Below are 19,078 nucleotides of genomic sequence, written 5' to 3'. Positions count from 1 at the left end.
TATTCGGTCAAGTCGCCTGCCTGATCGGGGAGAAGAAACAGGGACGCGACTCTTTGATCTGCATGCGTCAACATGGCCTGCCGGGCGGAACATCATGTGGCGGCCTGGTAGGGCAATCCAACGGTGAGGGTGGGGTTCGTGGACCAGAGCGAAGACCAGATGTTGGCTGAGGAGCTTGCTGCTCTTGGCGCGGCGAGTGGGGGTAGTGGTGGTTTGGTCCGGGTTGTGGCCAAGCTGATGAGAAAGAACGTCCATGAGATCGACCTACTTGTACCCCCTGCCGTTCGATGATGCGGTGAAGCGCGTCTCCAGGGTGCTCGGGAGCGCGGGCCGAGCAGTCGAAACCGTGCCAGTTGGCTCTGACGAGGGCGAGACGATCCGCGTTGTAGCCAACGGCGGTGCTGGCGGTCTGAATCCTGTGATGGTGACGGCTCGGGTGCTGAAGGCCGATGAGGACAGCTCGGAGGTGTGGCTTCGTGCAGCTGCCAAAGAGGGTCTGATCAGGCAGCGAGCCGGGGAGAAGACCGCTGCTCGTCTTGCCGCCCTGCTGAGCGGGGCGACCGGAGCGGACAGTGCGGGCGGGTGAGCGGCGGGGTCGACGGCAGCCGAAATCATCTCAGGGCGACTGGCGCTTCCGGAGGCAGAGCCGGCGGCGCGAAGGCGAGTTGCGCGTCGAAGTGCTGCCGGGTCTTCAAACAGTGATGGAGCTGGCCGAGGAAGCGGTTGAGCAGGTGGCGCTCGGCGGCGTTGTGCCAGTCGCCGTGCTCGCGTCGGCGCCGGTAGTGGGCGTTCGCTCCGGGCGCGGCCTGGAGGGCTGAGAAGGCCCAGAGGGACCCGGCGTGCATGGAAGGCTCGCGACTTCCTGACGTCTGTACAGGCTGAGCACGGGTTGCCGGTGTCCAACCGGGCGATGGGCATGGTGCAGCTGGTGGTGAGCGAGCTGGTGACCAACGCCCGCCAATAGGCGCCGGGTCCGTGCCTGCTCAATCTGGAGATCAACGAGGGTGCCGCCCAGATCAGCGTGTGGGACAGCAGCACCACCCTGCCGTCGGTCCAGGCGGCCGACCCAGAACGGGTCGGTCAGCACGGCCTGGAGATCGTCATGGCGGTGTCCCAGACCTTCTGTGTCCACCAGGAGCCGGTGGGCAAGCGGATCACCGCGTCCGTTCCACTCGCCGACGACCCCAGCGGAGGCCCCGCCGGCCGCCAGGCCATGTGATCTTCAGCTGCGAGGTCCATTGGAACCGGCACCTGACTGATCACCCCGCTCGGCTTCGCCGCCCTTGTCGCCTCAACACCCAACGAACCTATGGGCCAGACCATGGGATCAGCCGAACTCGGCCGCGAACTCGGCGACGCGGGCGGCCCTCCGCTCGTCGCCGGCATCGCCGCCATTCCAACGCCCCTCACCGCCTACGCGGCCTTTGCCGTCCTGTTGGCAGCCGTTTCGCGCGGGGGCGAGGTCGGGAACTCCCCCTCACCGGTCAACAGAGAGCACACTCATCGACATTCTGCGGTCGCTTGCACTGAAGGACCGAAGCTTGTTCCTCGCAAACGATCACGAACTGCACACCAGGCTGCCCGAACGAGTGCCCTTGATCCTTCAGCTCCACGAGTGGCAGCAATCACACGATCTCGGTGATTCCATGCCGAGTGACCACGAGACCTTCCAGCGGATCGACGAAGTACTCGCCACCGGCCGTCCGTCTCGCTACCGACCTCTGGCCCCAACGAACACCCATTGGTCCGGCCTGGCCCGAAGCCGGAACACTGTGACGTGCAACCAGCCAATTGAGATGGCGTCTCAGCCGGATTCGCCGTGCGGAGTTCGACGAGGCCAGAAGCGGATGGCGTCTCAGGTCAGGTCACGACTCCCACGGAAATCGAGAAAGGATGCGGTGACCGTCGCACTGGACACATATCACGATCACAACCCGAGATCAATGAGGTCGCTAACCGAGACGGTGGTGGTGACGGTGGCGGTGTTCGTGTTGTTGTTGGTGGTGGTGTTGGTGTTGTTGTTCTCGTTGTTGATGACAATGGGCCTGTCGTCGCTGGGCTCCCCATCGAAGGCGCTGGCAGCCGAGGCGGATCCCGCGAGGAGGGCCACGGCAGCGAGGGTCATGACGGTACCCCGCTTCGTATTCTTGCGCATTTCATACCTCCGTTCGTTTCTTCCCTGTTGGAAGAACAAAACCGATGTTGCCCCGACGCCGAAGCAGGCACCACTTGCGATGGCCCCGGGCTCCCGAACTTCATCCGCATGGCCCTGTAGTGCAGGTAATGCGACACACCGATAGCCCCATGGAGTAAGGACGCACCAGTTTGCGCAACAGAGTTGCAAGCTCCGCCCCTCCCAGGGGTCCTTGCAGGCCAGCGGCGCCCTTTCTGCTACGGGGCGTCAAATCACCCAATTCCGTTCTGCATACCCAGGGATAGTGGCCAGGACCGTGTGGTGCTGGCTTGCACGGAGCTGTCGCTGATTGCCCCTACGGCGGTCAGCCGCACCCACGCGTCGACGTCACCGACGTGTTGGCGAAAGCGGTCCTCGCCCGCTGAGGTTCGGGTCCCGGCCCTGAGGTCACGTGGTGCCGTTGCGTAGTTCCTTGGCCAGCTGTCGCAGGCCGATGCGCCCCGTACCCTTGACCAGCACCACGTCCCCGGGCTCTAGAACCGATTCGAGCACCGCCCTGGCCTCGTGGCACCCGGGGACCAGGACGCTGTCCGCACCGTGGGAGCGCGCTGCTTGGTCCAGCCATCGTGCTGCTTCGTCCAGCCACGGGGGCTCCTGCCCTCCGACGACGATCAGTGCGGTGACTCCCAGCTCTGCGACCAGTCGGCCAATTTCGAAGTGTGCCTCTCTGGCGGCGTTGCCTAGATTGTGCATCGGGCCGAGGACCGCGATTGTGTCCCGGCCGTTCGCCATCGCGGCCAAGGCCTTCAGGGACGCCTGCACCGCTTCGGGTGTCGTGTTGAAGGCATCGTCGATGACGATGACACCGTCCTGTCGTTCGAACATCTCCATGCGGCCCGGGGACACTCCCTTGACGTCCCCGAGCGCGGTGGCGATCCGGTCGACCGACAGGCCGACGTGGCGCGCGATGGCGGCGCCGGTGAGCGCATTGGTGACAAAGTGCTCACCGACCAACTGAAGGACGACCGGTGCCGCCCCTTCAGGCGTGCACAGGGTGAAGTGAGCATGGCCGAACTCATCCAGGCGGACGCCCTCGGCTCGTACCTCGGCGTCCGGCGCACGGCCGACGAGAACCACCCGGGCCTCGGTGCGGTCGGCCATGCCGCGCACCAGGGGGTCGTCGGCATTGAGGACCGCTAGTCCGTCAGCGGGCAGGGCCTCAACCAGCTCACCTTTACTCCGGGCGATGGCCTGCTTGCTGCCGAACCGGCCAATATGGGCAGTGCCGACGTTGAGGACCGCGCCCACCGTCGGCCGGGCGATCTCAGCGAGGTACCGGATATCGCCGGGGCCGCCATGGCCCAACTCCAGCACCAGGTACTTGGTGGCGGGATCGGTCGAGATGATGGTCAGTGGTAGTCCGATGCGGTCGTTGCGGTTACCTGCAGTCGCCACCGTCGGTCCCACGTGTCCGAGCAGGTGAGCTGTCATGTCCTTCGTGCTGGTCTTGCCTGACGAGCCCGTCACCCCGATCACCATGGTCCTGGTGAGCCGACCGACCACGTATGCGGCCAGGGCTCCGAGAGCCGCCCGCGAATCCGGCACGACAATGGCAGGCTCCTCGGCCGGAAACTCAGTAAGTACCGCCACTGCGCCCGACCTGACAGCCAGGGCGGCGAACGGGTGGGAGTCGGCGGCCAGCGAGCCGTCAGGGCGTTCCACGGCCAGGGGAACGAACAGCCCCTTGCCGCTCTCTCCCGGGTCCACGCTGGGAGGCGCCGTAATCAGGGCATGGGGGTCCGGTACGTTGTGGAGTCTGCCGCCGACGACGGTCGCGACGTCTTGCAGGCTCATCGGGATCATGGCTGGTCTCCCATCGGGTCACGCCTGGTCTACTCGACTTTGGCGACCATTTCGGCATATTCCGTTCGGATGGTAGAGACCGCCTCCTGGGCGGTGCGCCGGACACACCGGCCTTAAGGCCGCAGGCAGGGCGACTTTTTGACGCCTGATAACGCCCAAGACGCCACCCGCTTATCGATCGCGGGGCTGGCCTGGTCGAACTGGAATGTTGATCGGGTGATTGTTCGAGCGCCGGCGCATACAGCAGGGCCTCCTGGTAATTCGGCGGTACGAACCGAACCGATCATCAGGAGGCCGTGTTGCAACTTCGACGCCGAGACGGTGTCAGTGATCAACACCGTGACCAGCACGGTGATCGACACCCTAACGGTCGGCGACGAACCGGCCAGGGTGACGCTGAGGTACTCCACCGCGCGGCGTTGAGCACCGGCCTGGCCTGCCGAGCGACTTGCCGGCCAGGATGAGCCGGGAGGCGGCCGGGCGTGAACGGTTCGCGCCGCAGCGCCAGGCCCGCGGCGAGTCATCCGCAGTGGACGGGCCGCCTGGCCACCGGAGCCGGCGTCAGTGGTGCTGCGGCTGTCGGGTGGGGCATCGCCCTGGCCGAGCGGGAGCCGCTCGAGTAGATAGCCCGCTGCCACCAGTACCAGGACGACGGCCAGCACAATCGACCAGATCTGCGGATGGACATACCTGGCGCCCGAGCCGGCTGCGAGGTCAGGAGCGGCGGTCCACTCCCACCGACGCCCTCCCCGCGCATCCGGCTGCATCCCTGGACCGTCCGCCTCGCCCCTGTCGCGCCGCCGGGGAAGAACCTGACTCTGCCGTCCGGCTGAGCCGCACCTGCGCGGACCGTCGGACGGCTGCAGACAGAACAGAGACCGCGGGGGTGTCAGCGCACCGTGAGCAAGACCGCGCGCCCGTGGTGGTTCATGTAGCTGAACAGCTCGGCGATGTGCTCGGGGTGAAGCTTGATGCAGCCCCAGGACTTGTAGTCCTGGACTCCGTCCCAGCGCTGCGGGCTGTCAGGACCGTTGCGCTGGCCCTGCTTCCTGTCCTTCGTCATCTCGCTGTGGATGAACAGGCCGGTGCGGATCGTGCCCTCGCCCGAACGGCACTTCGCGTTCGGCAGGCCGATGGCGTAGCCCTTGATGACCTTGTCGCGGTTGATCTCGAACGAGGTCGGCTCGTATGTGCCATCGGGAAGCCACCCGGCCTTGCGTGCGCAGTCGTTCCGGAAGCGCTTATTCTCGTCGCCTTCGTCGGCCGCTGTCCCCAGCCCGGAGCCTGCGCGGTACATGGTGACGAGCTTCTCCCCGTCGTAGACGTGCAGGACCGAGTTGGAAGGGTCCTTGGCGTTCTTCACGAACTCGAGCTTCACGCGGGACGCGGGCGCGCGGGAGTCCGGAGCGGCCTCGGCTCCAGCGGCCGGAGCGGTGCCCGCGACGAGCCCGGCCAGGGCAAGGGCAGAGGCAAAGGACCGCACAAGCACGTGATGTGAGGGCATGAAACTCCTTCAGGTCGTACGTGTGGTCATGGACCCAGGACCCGCGCCGACACGGGCGCTCACGCCTGATGATCTGCCGGAGGTAGACAGTACGACAGGAAACGGTCGATTATTTACACAGACGGGTGAATGCCGCGCAATGTAGGACCGATTCTCCGCAAAGCGACGACGTCGTCCCTTGACCACCCACCCGCTCATCACGCCACGTGACGATCAACAGGAGAAGCGCAACGGCTTCTCACCGCGCATCCGCGCTCGGCGAGCAGTGGTCGCACCTCTCCGATGGCCCGGTAATGGTGGGCGGTCCACGCCGAACCAGCAGGCCAGCACGTTATCGCTGAACCGGTCGCGGACCTGGGCCGCTCCCGGGTCGAGACGGTGCCGGTCACCGGCCGACATGGCCTCTCGCAGCCTTCGCCTTCAGGACGCCCGGGTGCCGGGGCCACCGGGTCGTCCACCGGTCCGTCGGCGCGCCATCACAGGCCGCCGACGAAGGGACGACGCCCGCGTCCGTGCCCGCCAGCAGGGTGATGTCTTCGGCGCGGTGGCCAGGGGTGGCCGTGCCGACGACCTCACCCGCCGCCTCCTTGGCCTGTACGGCCGTGGCCGAAGCCTCCTGCTTCGCTGTCTGCCCGGCCTGCTGAGCACGTCCGGTGCAGTGCGAATCGGACTTGAGTAGGGAGCGCGGTTGCGCCGTACGGCCGGCCGCCCAGACGTTGGAGAGCACCCGGCACGCGCGTGGGTGGTTGTGCTTCCCCGCGTGGGTTCTCAGCGCCACGCTTCCGGAGGGGCAGTTCGCTGCCGCTTGTTCGTTTTGCGCCCGGCCCTGGCTGCAGCCCAAACAGCCGAGCTGGCCAGGGGGCGAGTTCCGCTCCCCGGGCGGCGGACATCGGCATAAGCCTGCCGCTGGCCAGCTTCAACATGGATGGCGAACGGGCCGCATACCCACCTACGCCGCGTCCCTAGATGTCAGGACGTCTTCATGCGGCTTTGAGGGCTGCCAGGCGGGCTTCGATCTCAGCGCTGTCGCCCATGGCGTCGAGCTGTTCGAACTGGGCGTCCAGCGAGGACGCGGCCAGTTCCTCCTTGCCCATCACCCGTGCTTCTTCACGCCGTATCTTGTCCTCGAACCGACTCAGTTCGCTTGTTGGATCAAGGGCATCGATGCTCTTGACGGCGTCCATCATGCGGTTCTGTGCCTCCGCGGACTTGGCCCGCGCCACCAGCTGGTCACGCTTGCTCTGCAGTTCCCCGAGCTTGACCTGCATCTGGTCGAGCCCCGTCTTCAGCTTTTCCACGACGGCGGTGTGGGAGGCGATCGTCGGCTCGGCGACCTGTGCTTCCTTTTCGGCCTGCAGCTGCCTGCTAAGGGCCACCTTCGCCAGGCTGTCGAACTTGTCCGCCTCGGCGGTGCGTTGCGAGCCGCGCAGCTCGTCCGCCTTGCGGCTGGCAGCGAGCGCCTTGTGACCCCACTCCGTGGCGGCCTCCTTGTCCTCCCGGTAATCCTGCTCCATCAGACGCAGGTTGCCGATGGTGCTGGCCACCGCCTGCTCCGCTTCACTGATGTTGATGGTGTAGTCGCGGATCAGCTGGTCCAGCATCTTCTGCGGGTCCTCGGCCTGGTCGAGCAAGGCGTTGATGTTGGCCCGAGCGAGCTGTGCGACCCGCCCGAGGATGGTCAGCTTGGTCATGGCGTCTCTCCTTGGGAACTGCGAGGTGACAGATCAGCTGGTCAATGTCAGAAGAAGCCACCGCCCATCCGGCCGCGCGTTGCTCCACCCCCGAAGGTGACCGGCCCGCCGAAACCGCCCAGGACGATACCGCCGAGCATGGCGCCCGCGAGCCCCATCCCAGGGCCCGCAACTCCATACACAGCGGGCTCGTCGAGCATGTATCCCTCCACGTCCCGCTGCGCCAGCACCTGGGCCTCCTGGGCGAGCTCGTCCGCCCGCTGTGCTTCCGCCAGCGCACGGTGCGCATCACTGCCGCCCCCTCTACCGGAGAGCGATTCGGCCAGGGCCAGACGCCGCTGCGCCTCATTGAGCCGCGTGCGGGCCTCACTGCCGACGCCGCCGCGGTGCGTGATGATGTAGTCGCCGGCCTCGCCGATGCTGGAGCGCGCAGCCAGCAGCGCCCGCTCCAGCAGCGCGCTGCTGCGTCGCGTGCCCAGCTCGTTCTCCCGCGCCCCGGCAAGAGCCTCGTCGAGGCCGGCGTCGGCCTCTTCCACCCGCCGCAGCGCGTCGATGGGGTCGTACCGGCCCGCGTTCATGGCCTGGCGTACGGTGGTGGCCACGGTCTCGGCGCGGGCGATGCGCCCCTGCAGCGCGGCGGTTGGCACCTCCCTGGCGCCCTGCAGCAGGCCGCGTGCCTCCGCCAGATCCGTATCGGTCTCCGTCAGCGCCCCAGGCAGAGCCTCGGCCGCCTCGTGAAGTTCCCGCGCCCGCCTGTCGACGGCATCGATCAGCCGCCTCGCCTGTGCGACGGCCGCCTCCGCGGCCCGTACCCGGATCGCGGCCGCGCCGTTGTCGTTGCGTTCCACCGCCCTGCGGCCCTCGGGGAGGCTGTTTCTCGCGAACTCCAACCGGCTTTGCGCCTCGTGCAGATCGCGTTCGACGGGGGTGGTGGCCGAGGGAGTGTAGCGCTCCCGCATGGCAGCGACTGCGGCGTTCGCGCTCACCAGCCGCCCGCTCGCCTCCTCAGCGGCCGCCTCTGCTGCGGCCAGGGCATGGGGTGCGTTCCGTTCGAAGGCGCGCAAGCGGTCGAAGTCCTCCGACTCCGCGTCCAGCACGCGATTGGCTGCGGCGCACCTGACCATGATCTCGTCGAGCATCCGCCAGCGGGTCTCGTCGTCCTCCGGATAAGCGTCGTCCAGCTGCTGCCTCAGCCGGAAAGCCGCCGTGAGCTCTGCTTTCGCCTGCTCAAGAGCATGAGCGAACGGCCGGGTCGCTTCTTCACCGAATTGTGCGACGGCGAAGCCCAGCTCTTCCTGACTGGTGCGCACCGCGTCGTCGGTGTCCACCAGGGCCTTTCGTGCCTTCGCATCCAGTTCCGGCAGTGCGGCCGGCTGCTCAGGCCATCCGCCTTCCACATCCTGCGATGCCGTGCGGGCGGCCCTGCGCCTGACGCCTCGGACGAAGCTGAAGACGATGGCGAGAAAGACGGCGGCAAACAGAGCGAGCACGAACAGCGCAGCGCCTCCACGCTCACCGACCTCCTGGCCCTGGTCCGGGTCCGCGTTCCCGGGTGCGGCGTCAACCGCTGGCACCGGATCACCGGACAGCACCACGACCGCGTCATGCCCTTGCACTCCCCCGATCGAACCCGCCCAGGCACTCTGACGCAGCGCCGGCGCCCCAGCCCGCGCGTCGGTGACATGCATGGCAAGCCGGCTTCTCTCAGCCGTTTCCTGCACCCACGGCTGCACGAAGCGGCCGGAGAAATCGCGCCCATGAACGACGAGCCGGTCCAGCGCCCGACCCACCTGCTCGCCGTTGCCCAGCGCCCCCACACGGTCGATCATCTGCCCCTGCGAGAAGCCGACCGGGCCCTGGGCCACCGCTTCCTTCGCAGTCGGCATGACCAGCCACCACACCGCCATCAGCACGGCAAAAACGCATCCGGCACTGAGCCGTGTCAAATTTTTGACTCTATGCGGTGCAATGCCATCCTGCGATCGGGAGACTGCCGCGTGCGCCAGCCGACAGTCAGGCTGCCCCTTCACCAGACGCTCGGTCGATGGCCCGGCTCCTTCCAGGCCTCTTCCATAGCGCCGGCAAGCACCGACTCGCGGTCGCGTCCTGGAAACAGACCGCTGACCCAACCCCCGAATCGCCACGTCCAGCACCGAGGGGCACATCGAGATTTCGCTCGGCCCTCGCCCGCTGTGCCGACACCGCTGGACCGCAACACCAACCGCGCTGTGCGGCACAACGTGCGAGCCAAGCTGGGAAATCGAGACCGCAAACACAGGCATGCCGTCATGAATGGTCATCAGATGCCTTCGACCTGACTGGGCACGGCCGGAGAGTCGCAACTCCAGCCGGAGGGATGTCGGTCAGCCCACCTTCGCAACGCGGGTGACCAGCAATACGGTTTCCGGGTCATGCTCCAGCCGCGACGGAATCCCGTCGCGACGTACGAAGCACGAGGCTTCGCACGTCGCCGGAGACTGCTGCACCTGCGGCGAGCAGCTCACGCCACGGACGCCGGAAACTCTCACATGCCGGTGCTGCGACCGGTTGTACCAGCGGTGCCCCTGTGGTTCTGGCGCTCGCGGTTCTTCCGCCAGGGGATGAGCCCGGCCAGGCCGAGGAGACCGAAGAGGCCCCACAGTCCCTCATCGCCGTCGTCGTCCCTGTTGTCCTGCGCCTGAACGGTTGCAGTGGCCGCCGCGGGGCTCGCCTGCTCAGCGGCCTGGCTGAACGCCGCGCCCGCCGGGGCGAGGGCGAGAAGGACGGCGATGATAGCGGTGCCGGCGATTCTGCGCATTGCTGTCTCCTGTGGTCTCGGCAGTCGCTCTAACACCACCCGAAGTGCCCGATTAATCCTGTATCACTCTCTTTTGCCGACACATTTGCGCGGCTTTTAATTTCGCGTTTCAACGCTTCCAGCTTCAACATTCCGCGCAGACGAACAAATTCTTCTACGCGTCATCCGCGGTTCGATCGGACCCGTCTCTATAGCCTGGCCTACAGACTCACCTCCACCTCATACGCCGTCCGTACGGCTACACGGATGGCGACCAGCCACAGGCCAGGCGAACCGCCAGGGGGATGCAATCCTCGCACTGCCCCGCCGGCGCGCGAGACGGGACACCAGGCCCCCTACTCGCCGCCGAGCGCCTCTCCCCCGTCCAGGCCTCCGCCGAACCCAGGCCTGTACAACTGACTGCGCGCCGCGCCCCGGGAGCCGGCCACGACAACACTGCGCAGCCGCCCCCACTCAATTGCGCAGATACGCAGTCCCACCGAGCATGATTACGCATCCCTGCGCGGTCGGGTGCACAGTCCCCCGCTTCAAGCGCACCACGTCAGACATCCTGAGTTGAGCCGAGGCACGGTGACTGACACCCACGGGAGCGGACGACCTGCTGTTCTGCGGCGGCGAGGCACGGTGGTTGTCACCGGATCAGCACCCTTTACGACCAAACGGAAACCGATTCACCGGGCGAGTCGTCTTGGACAAGGAGCCGAGCGGATGGGATGTGAGGTGGAGCGAGCAGCCAACGGTAAGACGTCGACGGGAAAGGCAGCAGTGCCCCGGTTGGCGCGATGCTGGGCCGGGCAGGGGTGTCCGGGTGACGCCGGAAAGGGAGATGCAAGGCGCCAGTGGACCTGGACGCGGGGGCAGGTGCTGGCCGTGTTCGCGGTGCTCACGGCAGGGCTGCTGGCGTTCCACGGGGCGGTGCCCAACGCCGCGGGGCGTCTGGGCAGTTTGCTGGAAACCTTCCTGCCGTGGCTCGGCATGGTCGTCCTGGCGCAGCTCGGCCTGGCCCTGCTGCGTCGTTCAGCCACAGCACTGGTGGCCCTGCTCCTGCCCGTGGCCGCCTGGACCTATCTCTTCGGTGGGCTGCTCCTACCCATGGCGAAGTCCGGCCTGCACGACCTGGTCGTGGTGCAGCACAATGTCAGCGACGAGAACGCCGACCCGGCGGGCACTGCCCGTTCCCTGGCCGACGCCGAGCCCGATCTCATCGCGCTGCAGGAGCTGGTGCCTCCGGCGCTGCCGGTCTACGAGAAGACACTCGCTGCGGACTACCCGTACCACGCGGTCCGGGGCACCGTCGGGCTGTGGTCGAAGCATCCGCTCACCGATGCCCGGCTACTGAACATCAAGCCGCAGGAAATCGCGGAGCCCTGGAGTCGCGGGCTGCGGACCGTGGTCCATACGCCGCACGGCGATATCGCAGCGTACGTCGCACACCTGCCCTCGGTCCGCGTCCGAGCGAGCGGCCTGGCATCCTCCTGGCGCGACGAGAGCGCCGACTTGCTAGGCAAGGCCATCGCCGCCGAGCCGTTGAAGACGGTGATTCTGCTAGGCGACCTCAACGGCACGGTCGAGGACCGCGGGCTGGCCCCGCTGACCTCACGGATGAACGTCGCAGAGCGGGGCTTCGCCCTCAGCTTCCCCGCCGCCTTCCCGCTGGCCCGGATCGACCAGGTCATGGCCCGCTCGACAACCGTCGCCCACATCCGCACCCTGCCCGCCACCGGCAGCGACCATCTTCCGATCGCCGCGAGAATCACCCTGCGCTGAAGGAGTGGTCCCAGCGACAACAAACCTGCCGGCAGTTCTATCAGCGCCAGCGGATCTCTCGGCCTCGTCGAGGATCCGCTGCCGCGCGGACTCCGCGAGGCCGGGATGGCTTCGTTCGAGCAACATCCGTGCGTCCCGGAGGTTCAGCGGGGGCACGGCGAGCACGGGCAGCCCGGTGGGGTCGACGAAGCCGTTCCACCCGCTGCGCGCCGCCATGATGAACGCGACCCGGCAGCCGCCCAGTCGGCGGGCCACGAACATCAGAACCACGGCGCTGGACCGGTCGATCCAGTGGACGTCGTCCACCACGACGCACGGGGGCTCTCTTTTGGCCACCGCCTGCAGCAGGGCCAGAGCCGCTGCGGAAATCGCGAACCGGCCGGGTGTGGAGCCCTGGCGGATGGACAGCGCCTGCTCCAGCACTCCGCCCTGGAAGGCGGGGATACTGGGCAACTGGTCCAGCAGCGGGTGCAGAAGCTGATGCAGGGCGGAGAAGGCGAGGTCCTCCTCCGCCTCCACACCGGCCACCCGCAGCACGTTCACTCCATTGGCCTGTGCGGCGGTTGCCACGGCGTCCAGCAGCACGGTCTTCCCGACCCCCGGGTCGCCCAGGAGCAGCGTCCGAGCGCTGTCTGGAAGGCGAGCGTGTCCATGGCCAGGTCCCGGACGGTGCGGCACACCTGGCCGGTGCTGAGCCCCACCCCGGCGTTGTCGAAGGTGATGACGTCTCGTTCGGCGGTCAGGGCATCGACGAGCGCCGGGGCACGCGGGCTGGCCGAGCACAGGTGGCCCGAGCCGCCAGGGCACCGGTGCCGGCCGCGGGCACGGTCACCGCCACGCGGATCCGGCCCACCGACGCACTCCTGCCGGTGGTCCTGTCCGGTGGATCCACAGGTCGGCGAAAACTCCCGCTCAGCCTGCGGATGTCTTGCGATCACGCTGGGCGGTCACCCGCGCGAACGGCACGTCACTGGGCCCAACGGCCTACGGCCGTTAACCAGTCGATACCCGGGTTCAGCGACGCCGGGAACCTCCGCACCATCGTCTCGAAGCACTCTCGATCGGGTCATCGGCGGAGGAGGGCAGCGGTTCGACGGACCCTTGAACGCCGCTGTGCTCAGCGCTACGTCCCGCCGCTGTCCGGTGGCTCGTACGCTTCCCATTCCTTGTCCGTAAGGACGAGGAGTTGGTCGACGGAGCGGTGTGGCAGCAGTGGGCCGTGGTCTCCTGTCACCTTCAAGGCGGAGACCGCTGTGATGTGGCCGATGCGCAGGGCCCGATTCACGGGTTCGCCGCGCAGCAGGCCAGCGAGAAAACCTGCCGCGAAGGCGTCCCCCGCGCCGACAGGCTCGACCACGGCAACCCGCAGGGCCGGGACCGTTACGGCGCCCGAGGCGGTGAACGCCGTGGCCTCGCGGGAGCCGTCCTTGACGACGACGATCCGCGGTCCGGGCAGTAGCTCGCGTACGGTGGCGGCGGTCAGGTGCGCGCCCCACAGGTCCTGAGCCTCATCCAGTCCGACAAGGACGATGTCGGCACGCCTTGCGAGGTCGCGCAGCACCTCCGGGGCGGTGCCCTTGGGCCAGAGCGGGGCGCGATGGTTGACGTCGAAGCTGATCGCGTAAGGGCGTTCGGCAGCAGGGACGGCGAGGGCCCGGGTGACCAGCTCACGGCAGGACGCGGACAGGGCCGGAGTGATGCCGGTGAAGTGCACGAGGGCGGCGGTGCGCACCGCCTCGTGGTCGAGCACGTCGGGGCCGAGAGCGGACGCGGCTGAGCCCTTGCGATAGTAGTGAATGCGGGTGCCCGCGGGCGTCGGGTTCTTCAGCATCAGGCCCGTCGGACGGTCCGGGTCGGTGCGCACGTGGGCGACGTCGACCCCGGCGGCGGCCACGACGGCGCGTACCCGGGTCCCCAACGGGTCGTCGCCGAGAGCCGAGAGCCAGGTTGCCGGGATGCCGTGATCGGCGAGGTACATCGCCACGTTGGACTCGGCTCCCGCGACCGACAGGCTGAGGTGGTCGGCGTCGACGAGCGGCCCGGACGGGTCGGGGGCCAGAGCGGCCATGGTCTCGCCGACGCAGACCACGCGTCCTCGTGCCGGGCGCCAGGTGTCCATCACGCGAGGCCTCCCGCCACCGGCGCCAAGGGGTCGAGCCGGAAAGCCGGCGTCGGCGTGCCGGGCACATCGACGGGAACGGTGAAGACCGCGCCGTCATACGGACCGGGCGCGCCGAGGCCCACCGTGGCGGTGGTGACGTGCAGCAGCGTGCCTTCGAGGCAGACACCGGCAGGCTGTCTGGCGGGGAGGCGGACGACCCGGTCGAGGCTGCCGTGCGGGAGATACCGGCGGACCGTGCCCGTGCCCCAGACGGCACACCACAGGGCTCCCTCGGCGTCGACCGTCATACCGTCCGGGCTGCCCCCGTCCACGGTGAGGAAGTCCTCGGGGGTGCCCACCCGGCCGGTGTCGGGGTCGACCGGGTAGCGGCGGACGATCGCGTGGGCGCTGTCGGCCAGGTACATGGTGCGGCCGTCCTCGGTGAAGGCTGGGCCGTTGGGGATGGTGATGCCTTCCACGGCGGGGGTCACGGTGCCGTCGTGGTCGACGCGGTAGAGGGTGCCGGCGCCCTGGATGCCGTCGTAGGCCGTGCTGCCCGCCCAGAAGCGGCCGGAGGGGTCTGCGACCCCGTCGTTCATGCGCATGCTCGGTCCGGGGCGGCACTCGGGTGTGGCGAGCCATCGGGGGGTGCCGTCGGAAGCGAGGAGACATACGCCGGTGCCGGCGGCGGCGATCCACGTGCCGGGATGGTCTGCGACGGGTGCTACCGCGCCCAGCGGGACGGGGAGTCGGAGTATCTCGCGAAGCGGGCGGTGGGCATCGTCGGCGGTGGTGAGCAGGCGTCCCTCGAGGATGTCCACCAAGACGATGCCGTCGCCCGTCCAACGGATGCCCTCGCCAAGTTCGAGGCGGTCGGGGCCGGTTGGCAGAGGCTGTTGCCCGGTCATGCGGTGACCTCTTCGGCTGCGGCCCGGAAGGCGCGGGCGCGCTCACGCAGGGCGGTCAGGCTGCCGCCGTCTGCGGCATCGGCGACGAGCGGGGAGCCGACGCCGACGGCAGTGGCACCGGCAGCGAGGTAGGCGCGGGCGGCTTCAAGGTTCACGCCGCCGACGGGCACGAACGCCGCGTCGGGGAAGGGGGCGCGCAGGGCCTTGAGGTAGGCCGGTCCCCCGGCGTCGGCGGCCGGGAACAGCTTGAGCGCGTCGGCGCGCCGGGCTTGGGCAGTGATGATCTCGGTGGGGGTCATGACGCCTGCGAGGATCGGCAGGCCGAGGTCGCGTGCGGTGTCGGCGCCCGCTCCGAGACCGGGTGTGACGGCGAAGGCAGCGCCGGCATCGCGCGCGGCACGCGCGTCGTCGGCGGTCAGGACGGTACCCGCGCCGATCGGCCGGTGCGGCCCGAGTTCCGCGACGCTCCGTGCGATGACGCCGAGCGCGTCAGCGCCGCTGAGGGACACCTCGATCAGATCGATGCCCTCCTCGGCCAGTGCCAGTACGGTGCGCAGGGCGGCGTCCGGGTCACCTCCGCGCACGATGGCAACGAGACGGCGGTCGGCCAGGGTGGCTCGTAGGTCCACGGACAGGAAACTCCTTCGGTGTCGGTTCGCTGCTGTGGGGTGACCCGGTCGGGGGCGCCGAGTGCCGCTCGGCAGAGCAGCGGTCGGAGGGTCAGGGGCAGCGGCAGGTGGCGGTCAGAGTGAGCCGCCAGTGGACTTCGCCGGAGGCGGGGACGCATGCCGCGTCCCCCGGGCCGGCATCGGCGAGGTCGAAAGTGCGGCCGAGCATGGGCTCGACCCCGGTGCTGCGGTAGGGGGCCGCCGCGGGGAAGCCGCCGAGGTTGCGCCACAGGGCGATCGACACCGGCTGCCCCTCAGCCTCGACGGCGAGGGCGAGCCGGTCGGATCCGTCATGGACGCAGGCCCGGCCGTCCGCGACGATGGCACCGACGGCTGTGCCGTCATGGGGGCCGAACCGGTCAAGGCGCAGTCCGCGCGGTGCGGGCCAGTCGCCTTCCACCCAGGCAGCGCCGTCCGGCCAGGGGCCGTCGAGCAGGGGTGACGCCTCCGGGAAGACCCGGGTGGAGGTGCCCGCCCGGGCCCGGAGTTCGGCCCTCTCGGAGAGGTCGAGGAGCGCGTGGGCGGCCCACACGAAGCGGTAGCCGGGGTCGGCCAGGAGCGTGTAGTCCGCCTCAACGCCATCGGCGGTGGTCCGCACGGTGCGGGCGAGGGTGAACGCGTCGCACTCGACGTGCTCGGTGTCGCCGTCGCGTGTCCACTGCCGGGACCAGGCGTCGCCGTGATCGGGGGTGCCACGCACGGTGGGCACGCATTCCTCCAGGCCGCCCGCGTCCACGAAAGCATCGCCGGGTGCAACGCCCTGGCGTGCGGGGTCCGGGCGGTGCCACAGCCATTCGCGGTGGCCGTCACGCAGCGAGGTCCAGCGTCCGCCGTGTGCGGGGTCGGTCGTGAACACCAAGGGCATTGTCACCACTCCGTGAACGAGCCGTCGGGGTGCCGCCACACGGGGTTGCGCCAGGTGTGCCCGGTACGGTCGGCGGCGCGTACGGCGTTCTCGTCGATGGTGATGCCGAGGCCGGGCGCAGCACACCGGTGGGCCTGTCCGGCGGTGAACCGGAATGGCTCGGGGTCGACCACGTAGGAGAGCAGGTCGGCGTCCTTGTTGTAGTGGATGCCCCGGCTCTGCTCCTGGATCAGGAAGTTCGGTGTGGCGAAGGCGACTTGGAGGCTGGCCGCCAGGGCGATCGGGCCGAGCGGGCAGTGCGGGGCGAGCTGTGCGCCGTAGGTGTCGGCGAGGGAGGCGATGCGGTGGACCTCGGAGATACCGCCGGCGTGGGACAGGTCGGGCTGGGCGATGGCGACGCCGGCGGCGAGCGCGGGCAGGAACTCGGTGCGGGAGAAGAGGCGTTCGCCGGTGGCCAGCGGTACGGAGCTGGTGGCCACCAGTCCGCCCAGGAGGTGACCGTGTTCGGGAACGACGGGTTCCTCGACGAACAACGGGTGCAGCGGGGCGAGTTCGGTGAGCATGCGGCGGGCGCTCGCGGCGGTGAAGCGGCCGTGGAAGTCGACGGCGACGTCGCGGTCCGGGCCGAGGGCCGCGCGGGCGGCGGCCACGCGGGCGACGACGGCCGCCGTTTCGGTGACGGTGGCGACCGGTGAGGTCGGGCCCGCCGCGTTCATCTTGACCGCGGTGAAACCCGCCTCGACCTGTTCGGCGACCTGCTCGGTGAGCTGGGCGGGTTCGTCACCGCCGACCCAGGCGTAGACGCGCACGCTGTCGCGGACGGGGCCGCCCAGCAAGGCGTGCACGGGGGCGCCATAGGTCTTGCCGGCGATGTCCCACAGGGCCTGGTCGAGGCCGGCGACGGCGCTGGACAGGACCGGGCCGCCCCGGTAGAAACCGCCCTTGGTGAGCACCTGCCAGTGGTCTTCGATGCGCAACGGGTCCTGTCCCACCAGGTACTCCGCCAGCACCTCCACGGCGGACCGGACGACTTCGGCCCGTCCCTCCACGACGGGCTCGCCCCAGCCGACCACGCCGTCGTCGGTCTCCACGCGGCAGAACAGCCAGCGCGGCGGGACCAGGAAGGTCTCGATACGGGTGATCTTCACTGGGAGGTGGTGCCTTCCGTTTCGTCGGTGGTGTCGACCCGGTCCAGGTCACGGCCGGCCTGCTCCAGCAGGGCCCGCATGGCGGCCTCGGCGGCCAGCGGATCCTGGTCGCGCACGGCGTCCAGGACCGCTCGGTGGGCCGGGATGGGGTCTTCGCTGTGCGGGGAGCTGTGCACGATGCGGTCGCGGTGGGCGAGACCGTTCTCGATCACCATCTCCATGCGTTCGAGTAGCTCGTTGTGGGTGGCGGCCAGCAGCGCGCGGTGGAAGGCGAGGTCGGCGTCGACGGCGTGCGCGGGATCGGATCCGGTGCGATCCATCGCAGCGAGCGCGTCCTCGAGGGCAGCGAGGTCGGCGTCGGTGCGGCGCTCGGCGGCGAGGCGGACGGCGGCGGGCTCTATGATGGCGCGGACCTCGGCCAGATTTTGCAGCAGGGCCCGGTCGGCTTCGCCGGTGCGGCCGCCTTCGAACTGCCAGCGCAGTACGTCGGCGTCGAGCAGGTTCCAGTCGGCGCGGGCGCGGACGAAGGTGCCGCGTTTCTGGCGGGCGTCGACCATGCCCTTGGCGGCGAGCACCTTCAGGGACTCGCGCAGCGCGGTGAGACTGACGTCCAGCTCACTCTGGAGCGCCACCAGGTCGAGTGTGGCTCCCTCGGGGATCCGACCGCTCAGGATGCGGCGGGCGAGGGCCTCCACCGTCTGGCCGTGCACGCCGCGGCGGGCATAGGGCGTCATGTCGTACAGCCTTTCTGCTTCGTCTGCTGCCCGGGGTTCAGCGGGGCCCCCGAGGGCTTCGTCCGCGGCACGGCATGCGCGGTCATGCGGAGGCCTTCACGACACTCCAGCCGCCGTCCACGACGAGACTCGTGCCGGTGATGTAGGACGCCTCGTCGGCGGCGAGGAAGGCGATGGCCGCGGCCACCTCCTCAGGGGTGCCGAACCGCCGGGCGGCGGTCTCGGCAACGCTGCGCTCGCGCTCGTCCTCGGGCACCCTGTCCCAGGCCCCGGTCAGGATCGGTCCCGGTAGGACGGCGTTGACGCGCACCGCGGGCCCGTACTCGACGGCGAGCTGGCCGCACAGGGAGAGCAGGGCGCCCTTCGAGGCAGCGTAGGCGGGGTGGCCGGGGATGCCTCGGTGCGCGTGGACGGATGAGGTCAGCACCACCGCACCGCCCCGCGCCCGCAGATCGGGCAGCACCGCACGCAGGCCGAGGAAGCTGCCGGTCAGGTTGACGTCGAGCTGCCGCTGCCACGACGGCAGGGTCATCTCGTGGGCGGGCGTGACATCGACGGTGAACGCGTTGCTGACCAGGATGTCCACCGGCCCGAAGGCGCGGGCGGCGGCGACGACCGGCGCCCAGTCCTCCTCGGCCGCGACGTCGGCGGTCACGAACCGGGCTCTCCCGCCGTCCTTGGTGATCCGTTCCGCCACGGCCTCGCCGCGCTCCTCGGTGATGTCGGCGAGCACGACGGCGGCTCCCTCCTCGGCGAGGCGTGCGGCGGTCGCGGCTCCGATGCCGGAGGCCGCTCCGGTGACCACGGCCGTGCGGCCCGTGAAGCGGGCGCCGTGCCTTCGTGCGGACTGGTCCATCGTGGGGTCAGGCTCCTTCGTAGCTGACGGGGGGCGGCCGAC

Annotated in this window: 17 protein-coding genes and 4 pseudogenes; 5 read left to right on the top strand and 16 right to left on the bottom strand. The window is 69.2% G+C overall.

The window, feature by feature from the left end; genetic code table 11:
* The first annotated feature begins 253 nt into the window (after positions 1 to 253).
* Positions 254 to 586, top strand: a complete 333-nt coding sequence (locus tag ACIHAR_RS02795) for a hypothetical protein (RefSeq protein WP_400016188.1) — start codon at positions 254 to 256, stop codon at positions 584 to 586.
* 25 nt (positions 587 to 611) lie between these two features.
* Here ACIHAR_RS02795 and ACIHAR_RS02790 read toward each other — a convergent pair.
* Positions 612 to 845: pseudogene (locus tag ACIHAR_RS02790) on the bottom strand (IS110 family transposase); the annotation flags it as partial.
* Between ACIHAR_RS02790 and ACIHAR_RS02785 the strand changes: the two are divergent.
* Both ACIHAR_RS02785 and ACIHAR_RS02780 read left to right on the top strand, forming a co-directional pair.
* A pseudogene (locus tag ACIHAR_RS02785) lies at positions 815 to 1,219 on the top strand (ATP-binding protein). The pseudogenes ACIHAR_RS02790 and ACIHAR_RS02785 overlap by 31 nt on opposite strands.
* Positions 1,220 to 1,283: 64 nt before the next feature.
* Positions 1,284 to 1,736 (top strand): annotated as a pseudogene (locus tag ACIHAR_RS02780) (DUF7003 family protein); the annotation flags it as partial.
* Positions 1,737 to 1,927: 191 nt separating this feature from the next.
* On the opposite strand, the gene ACIHAR_RS02775 reads toward ACIHAR_RS02780, so the two are convergent.
* Positions 1,928 to 2,155 carry a hypothetical protein gene (locus ACIHAR_RS02775; RefSeq protein ID WP_400016363.1) on the bottom strand — a complete coding sequence of 76 codons (228 nt, stop codon included), beginning with the start codon at positions 2,153 to 2,155 and terminating at the stop codon, positions 1,928 to 1,930.
* Positions 2,156 to 2,581: 426 nt separating this feature from the next.
* Positions 2,582 to 3,997, bottom strand: a complete 1,416-nt coding sequence (gene murF / locus ACIHAR_RS02770) for a UDP-N-acetylmuramoyl-tripeptide--D-alanyl-D-alanine ligase (RefSeq protein WP_400016186.1) — start codon at positions 3,995 to 3,997, stop codon at positions 2,582 to 2,584.
* A 216-nt stretch (positions 3,998 to 4,213) separates the two neighbouring features.
* Between murF and ACIHAR_RS02765 the strand changes: the two genes are divergently transcribed.
* A complete protein-coding gene (locus tag ACIHAR_RS02765; protein WP_400016346.1) occupies positions 4,214 to 4,420 on the top strand; it encodes a hypothetical protein in 207 nt (68 codons plus the stop codon).
* Between the two features lie 466 nt (positions 4,421 to 4,886).
* Here the strand turns inward: ACIHAR_RS02765 and ACIHAR_RS02760 are convergent, their stop codons facing one another.
* From ACIHAR_RS02760 to ACIHAR_RS02740, 5 genes are all read right to left on the bottom strand, one after another.
* The gene (locus ACIHAR_RS02760; RefSeq protein ID WP_400016184.1) at positions 4,887 to 5,501 is read right to left on the bottom strand and encodes a L,D-transpeptidase family protein; all 615 of its coding nucleotides are present in this window, start codon (positions 5,499 to 5,501) and stop codon (positions 4,887 to 4,889) included.
* A gap of 385 nt (positions 5,502 to 5,886) precedes the next feature.
* Entirely contained in the window at positions 5,887 to 6,279 is a 393-nt protein-coding gene (locus ACIHAR_RS02755; protein WP_400016182.1) for a hypothetical protein, read from the bottom strand.
* A 202-nt stretch (positions 6,280 to 6,481) separates the two neighbouring features.
* Positions 6,482 to 7,192 (bottom strand): PspA/IM30 family protein, encoded by a 711-nt coding sequence (locus ACIHAR_RS02750; RefSeq protein WP_400016179.1) that lies wholly within the window; start codon positions 7,190 to 7,192, stop codon positions 6,482 to 6,484.
* 47 nt (positions 7,193 to 7,239) lie between these two features.
* Entirely contained in the window at positions 7,240 to 9,138 is a 1,899-nt protein-coding gene (locus ACIHAR_RS02745; RefSeq protein ID WP_400016177.1) for a TPM domain-containing protein, read from the bottom strand.
* 578 nt (positions 9,139 to 9,716) lie between these two features.
* On the bottom strand, positions 9,717 to 9,989 hold the full coding sequence (locus ACIHAR_RS02740) for a WGxxGxxG family protein (RefSeq protein WP_400016175.1): 273 nt from the start codon (positions 9,987 to 9,989) through the stop codon (positions 9,717 to 9,719).
* An 861-nt stretch (positions 9,990 to 10,850) separates the two neighbouring features.
* Here ACIHAR_RS02740 and ACIHAR_RS02735 point away from each other — a divergent pair.
* Positions 10,851 to 11,756, top strand: coding sequence for an endonuclease/exonuclease/phosphatase family protein (locus ACIHAR_RS02735; RefSeq protein ID WP_400016173.1), 906 nt, complete (start codon positions 10,851 to 10,853; stop codon positions 11,754 to 11,756).
* A 300-nt stretch (positions 11,757 to 12,056) separates the two neighbouring features.
* Here ACIHAR_RS02735 and ACIHAR_RS02730 read toward each other — a convergent pair.
* The 8 genes and pseudogenes from ACIHAR_RS02730 to ACIHAR_RS02695 form a co-directional block, all read right to left on the bottom strand.
* Positions 12,057 to 12,326, bottom strand: a pseudogene (locus tag ACIHAR_RS02730) (hypothetical protein); the annotation flags it as partial.
* Between the two features lie 553 nt (positions 12,327 to 12,879).
* A complete protein-coding gene (locus tag ACIHAR_RS02725; RefSeq protein WP_400016170.1) occupies positions 12,880 to 13,875 on the bottom strand; it encodes a sugar kinase in 996 nt (331 codons plus the stop codon).
* On the bottom strand, positions 13,875 to 14,765 hold the full coding sequence (locus ACIHAR_RS02720; protein WP_400016168.1) for an SMP-30/gluconolactonase/LRE family protein: 891 nt from the start codon (positions 14,763 to 14,765) through the stop codon (positions 13,875 to 13,877). Before ACIHAR_RS02720 ends, ACIHAR_RS02725 begins: the two co-directional genes overlap by 1 nt.
* Positions 14,762 to 15,394, bottom strand: coding sequence for a bifunctional 4-hydroxy-2-oxoglutarate aldolase/2-dehydro-3-deoxy-phosphogluconate aldolase (locus tag ACIHAR_RS02715; protein ID WP_365466922.1), 633 nt, complete (start codon positions 15,392 to 15,394; stop codon positions 14,762 to 14,764). Before ACIHAR_RS02715 ends, ACIHAR_RS02720 begins: the two co-directional genes overlap by 4 nt.
* Before the next feature lie 91 nt (positions 15,395 to 15,485).
* Positions 15,486 to 16,298 carry a hypothetical protein gene (locus tag ACIHAR_RS02710; RefSeq protein ID WP_400016166.1) on the bottom strand — a complete coding sequence of 271 codons (813 nt, stop codon included), beginning with the start codon at positions 16,296 to 16,298 and terminating at the stop codon, positions 15,486 to 15,488.
* A 2-nt stretch (positions 16,299 to 16,300) separates the two neighbouring features.
* On the bottom strand, positions 16,301 to 17,446 hold the full coding sequence (gene dgoD / locus ACIHAR_RS02705) for a galactonate dehydratase (protein WP_400016163.1): 1,146 nt from the start codon (positions 17,444 to 17,446) through the stop codon (positions 16,301 to 16,303).
* Complete coding sequence (locus tag ACIHAR_RS02700) at positions 17,443 to 18,180, bottom strand: FCD domain-containing protein (protein ID WP_365466928.1); 738 nt, start codon at positions 18,178 to 18,180, stop codon at positions 17,443 to 17,445. The genes dgoD and ACIHAR_RS02700 overlap by 4 nt, the downstream gene beginning before the upstream one ends.
* 82 nt (positions 18,181 to 18,262) lie before the next feature.
* Entirely contained in the window at positions 18,263 to 19,036 is a 774-nt protein-coding gene (locus ACIHAR_RS02695; RefSeq protein ID WP_400016159.1) for an SDR family NAD(P)-dependent oxidoreductase, read from the bottom strand.
* Positions 19,037 to 19,078 lie beyond the last annotated feature (42 nt).

Source organism: Streptomyces sp. NPDC052016, assembly GCF_044548445.1.
In the GTDB taxonomy this organism is placed as follows: Bacteria; Actinomycetota; Actinomycetes; order Streptomycetales; family Streptomycetaceae; genus Streptomyces.
This window is presented reverse-complemented; position numbering and strand designations above follow the sequence as displayed.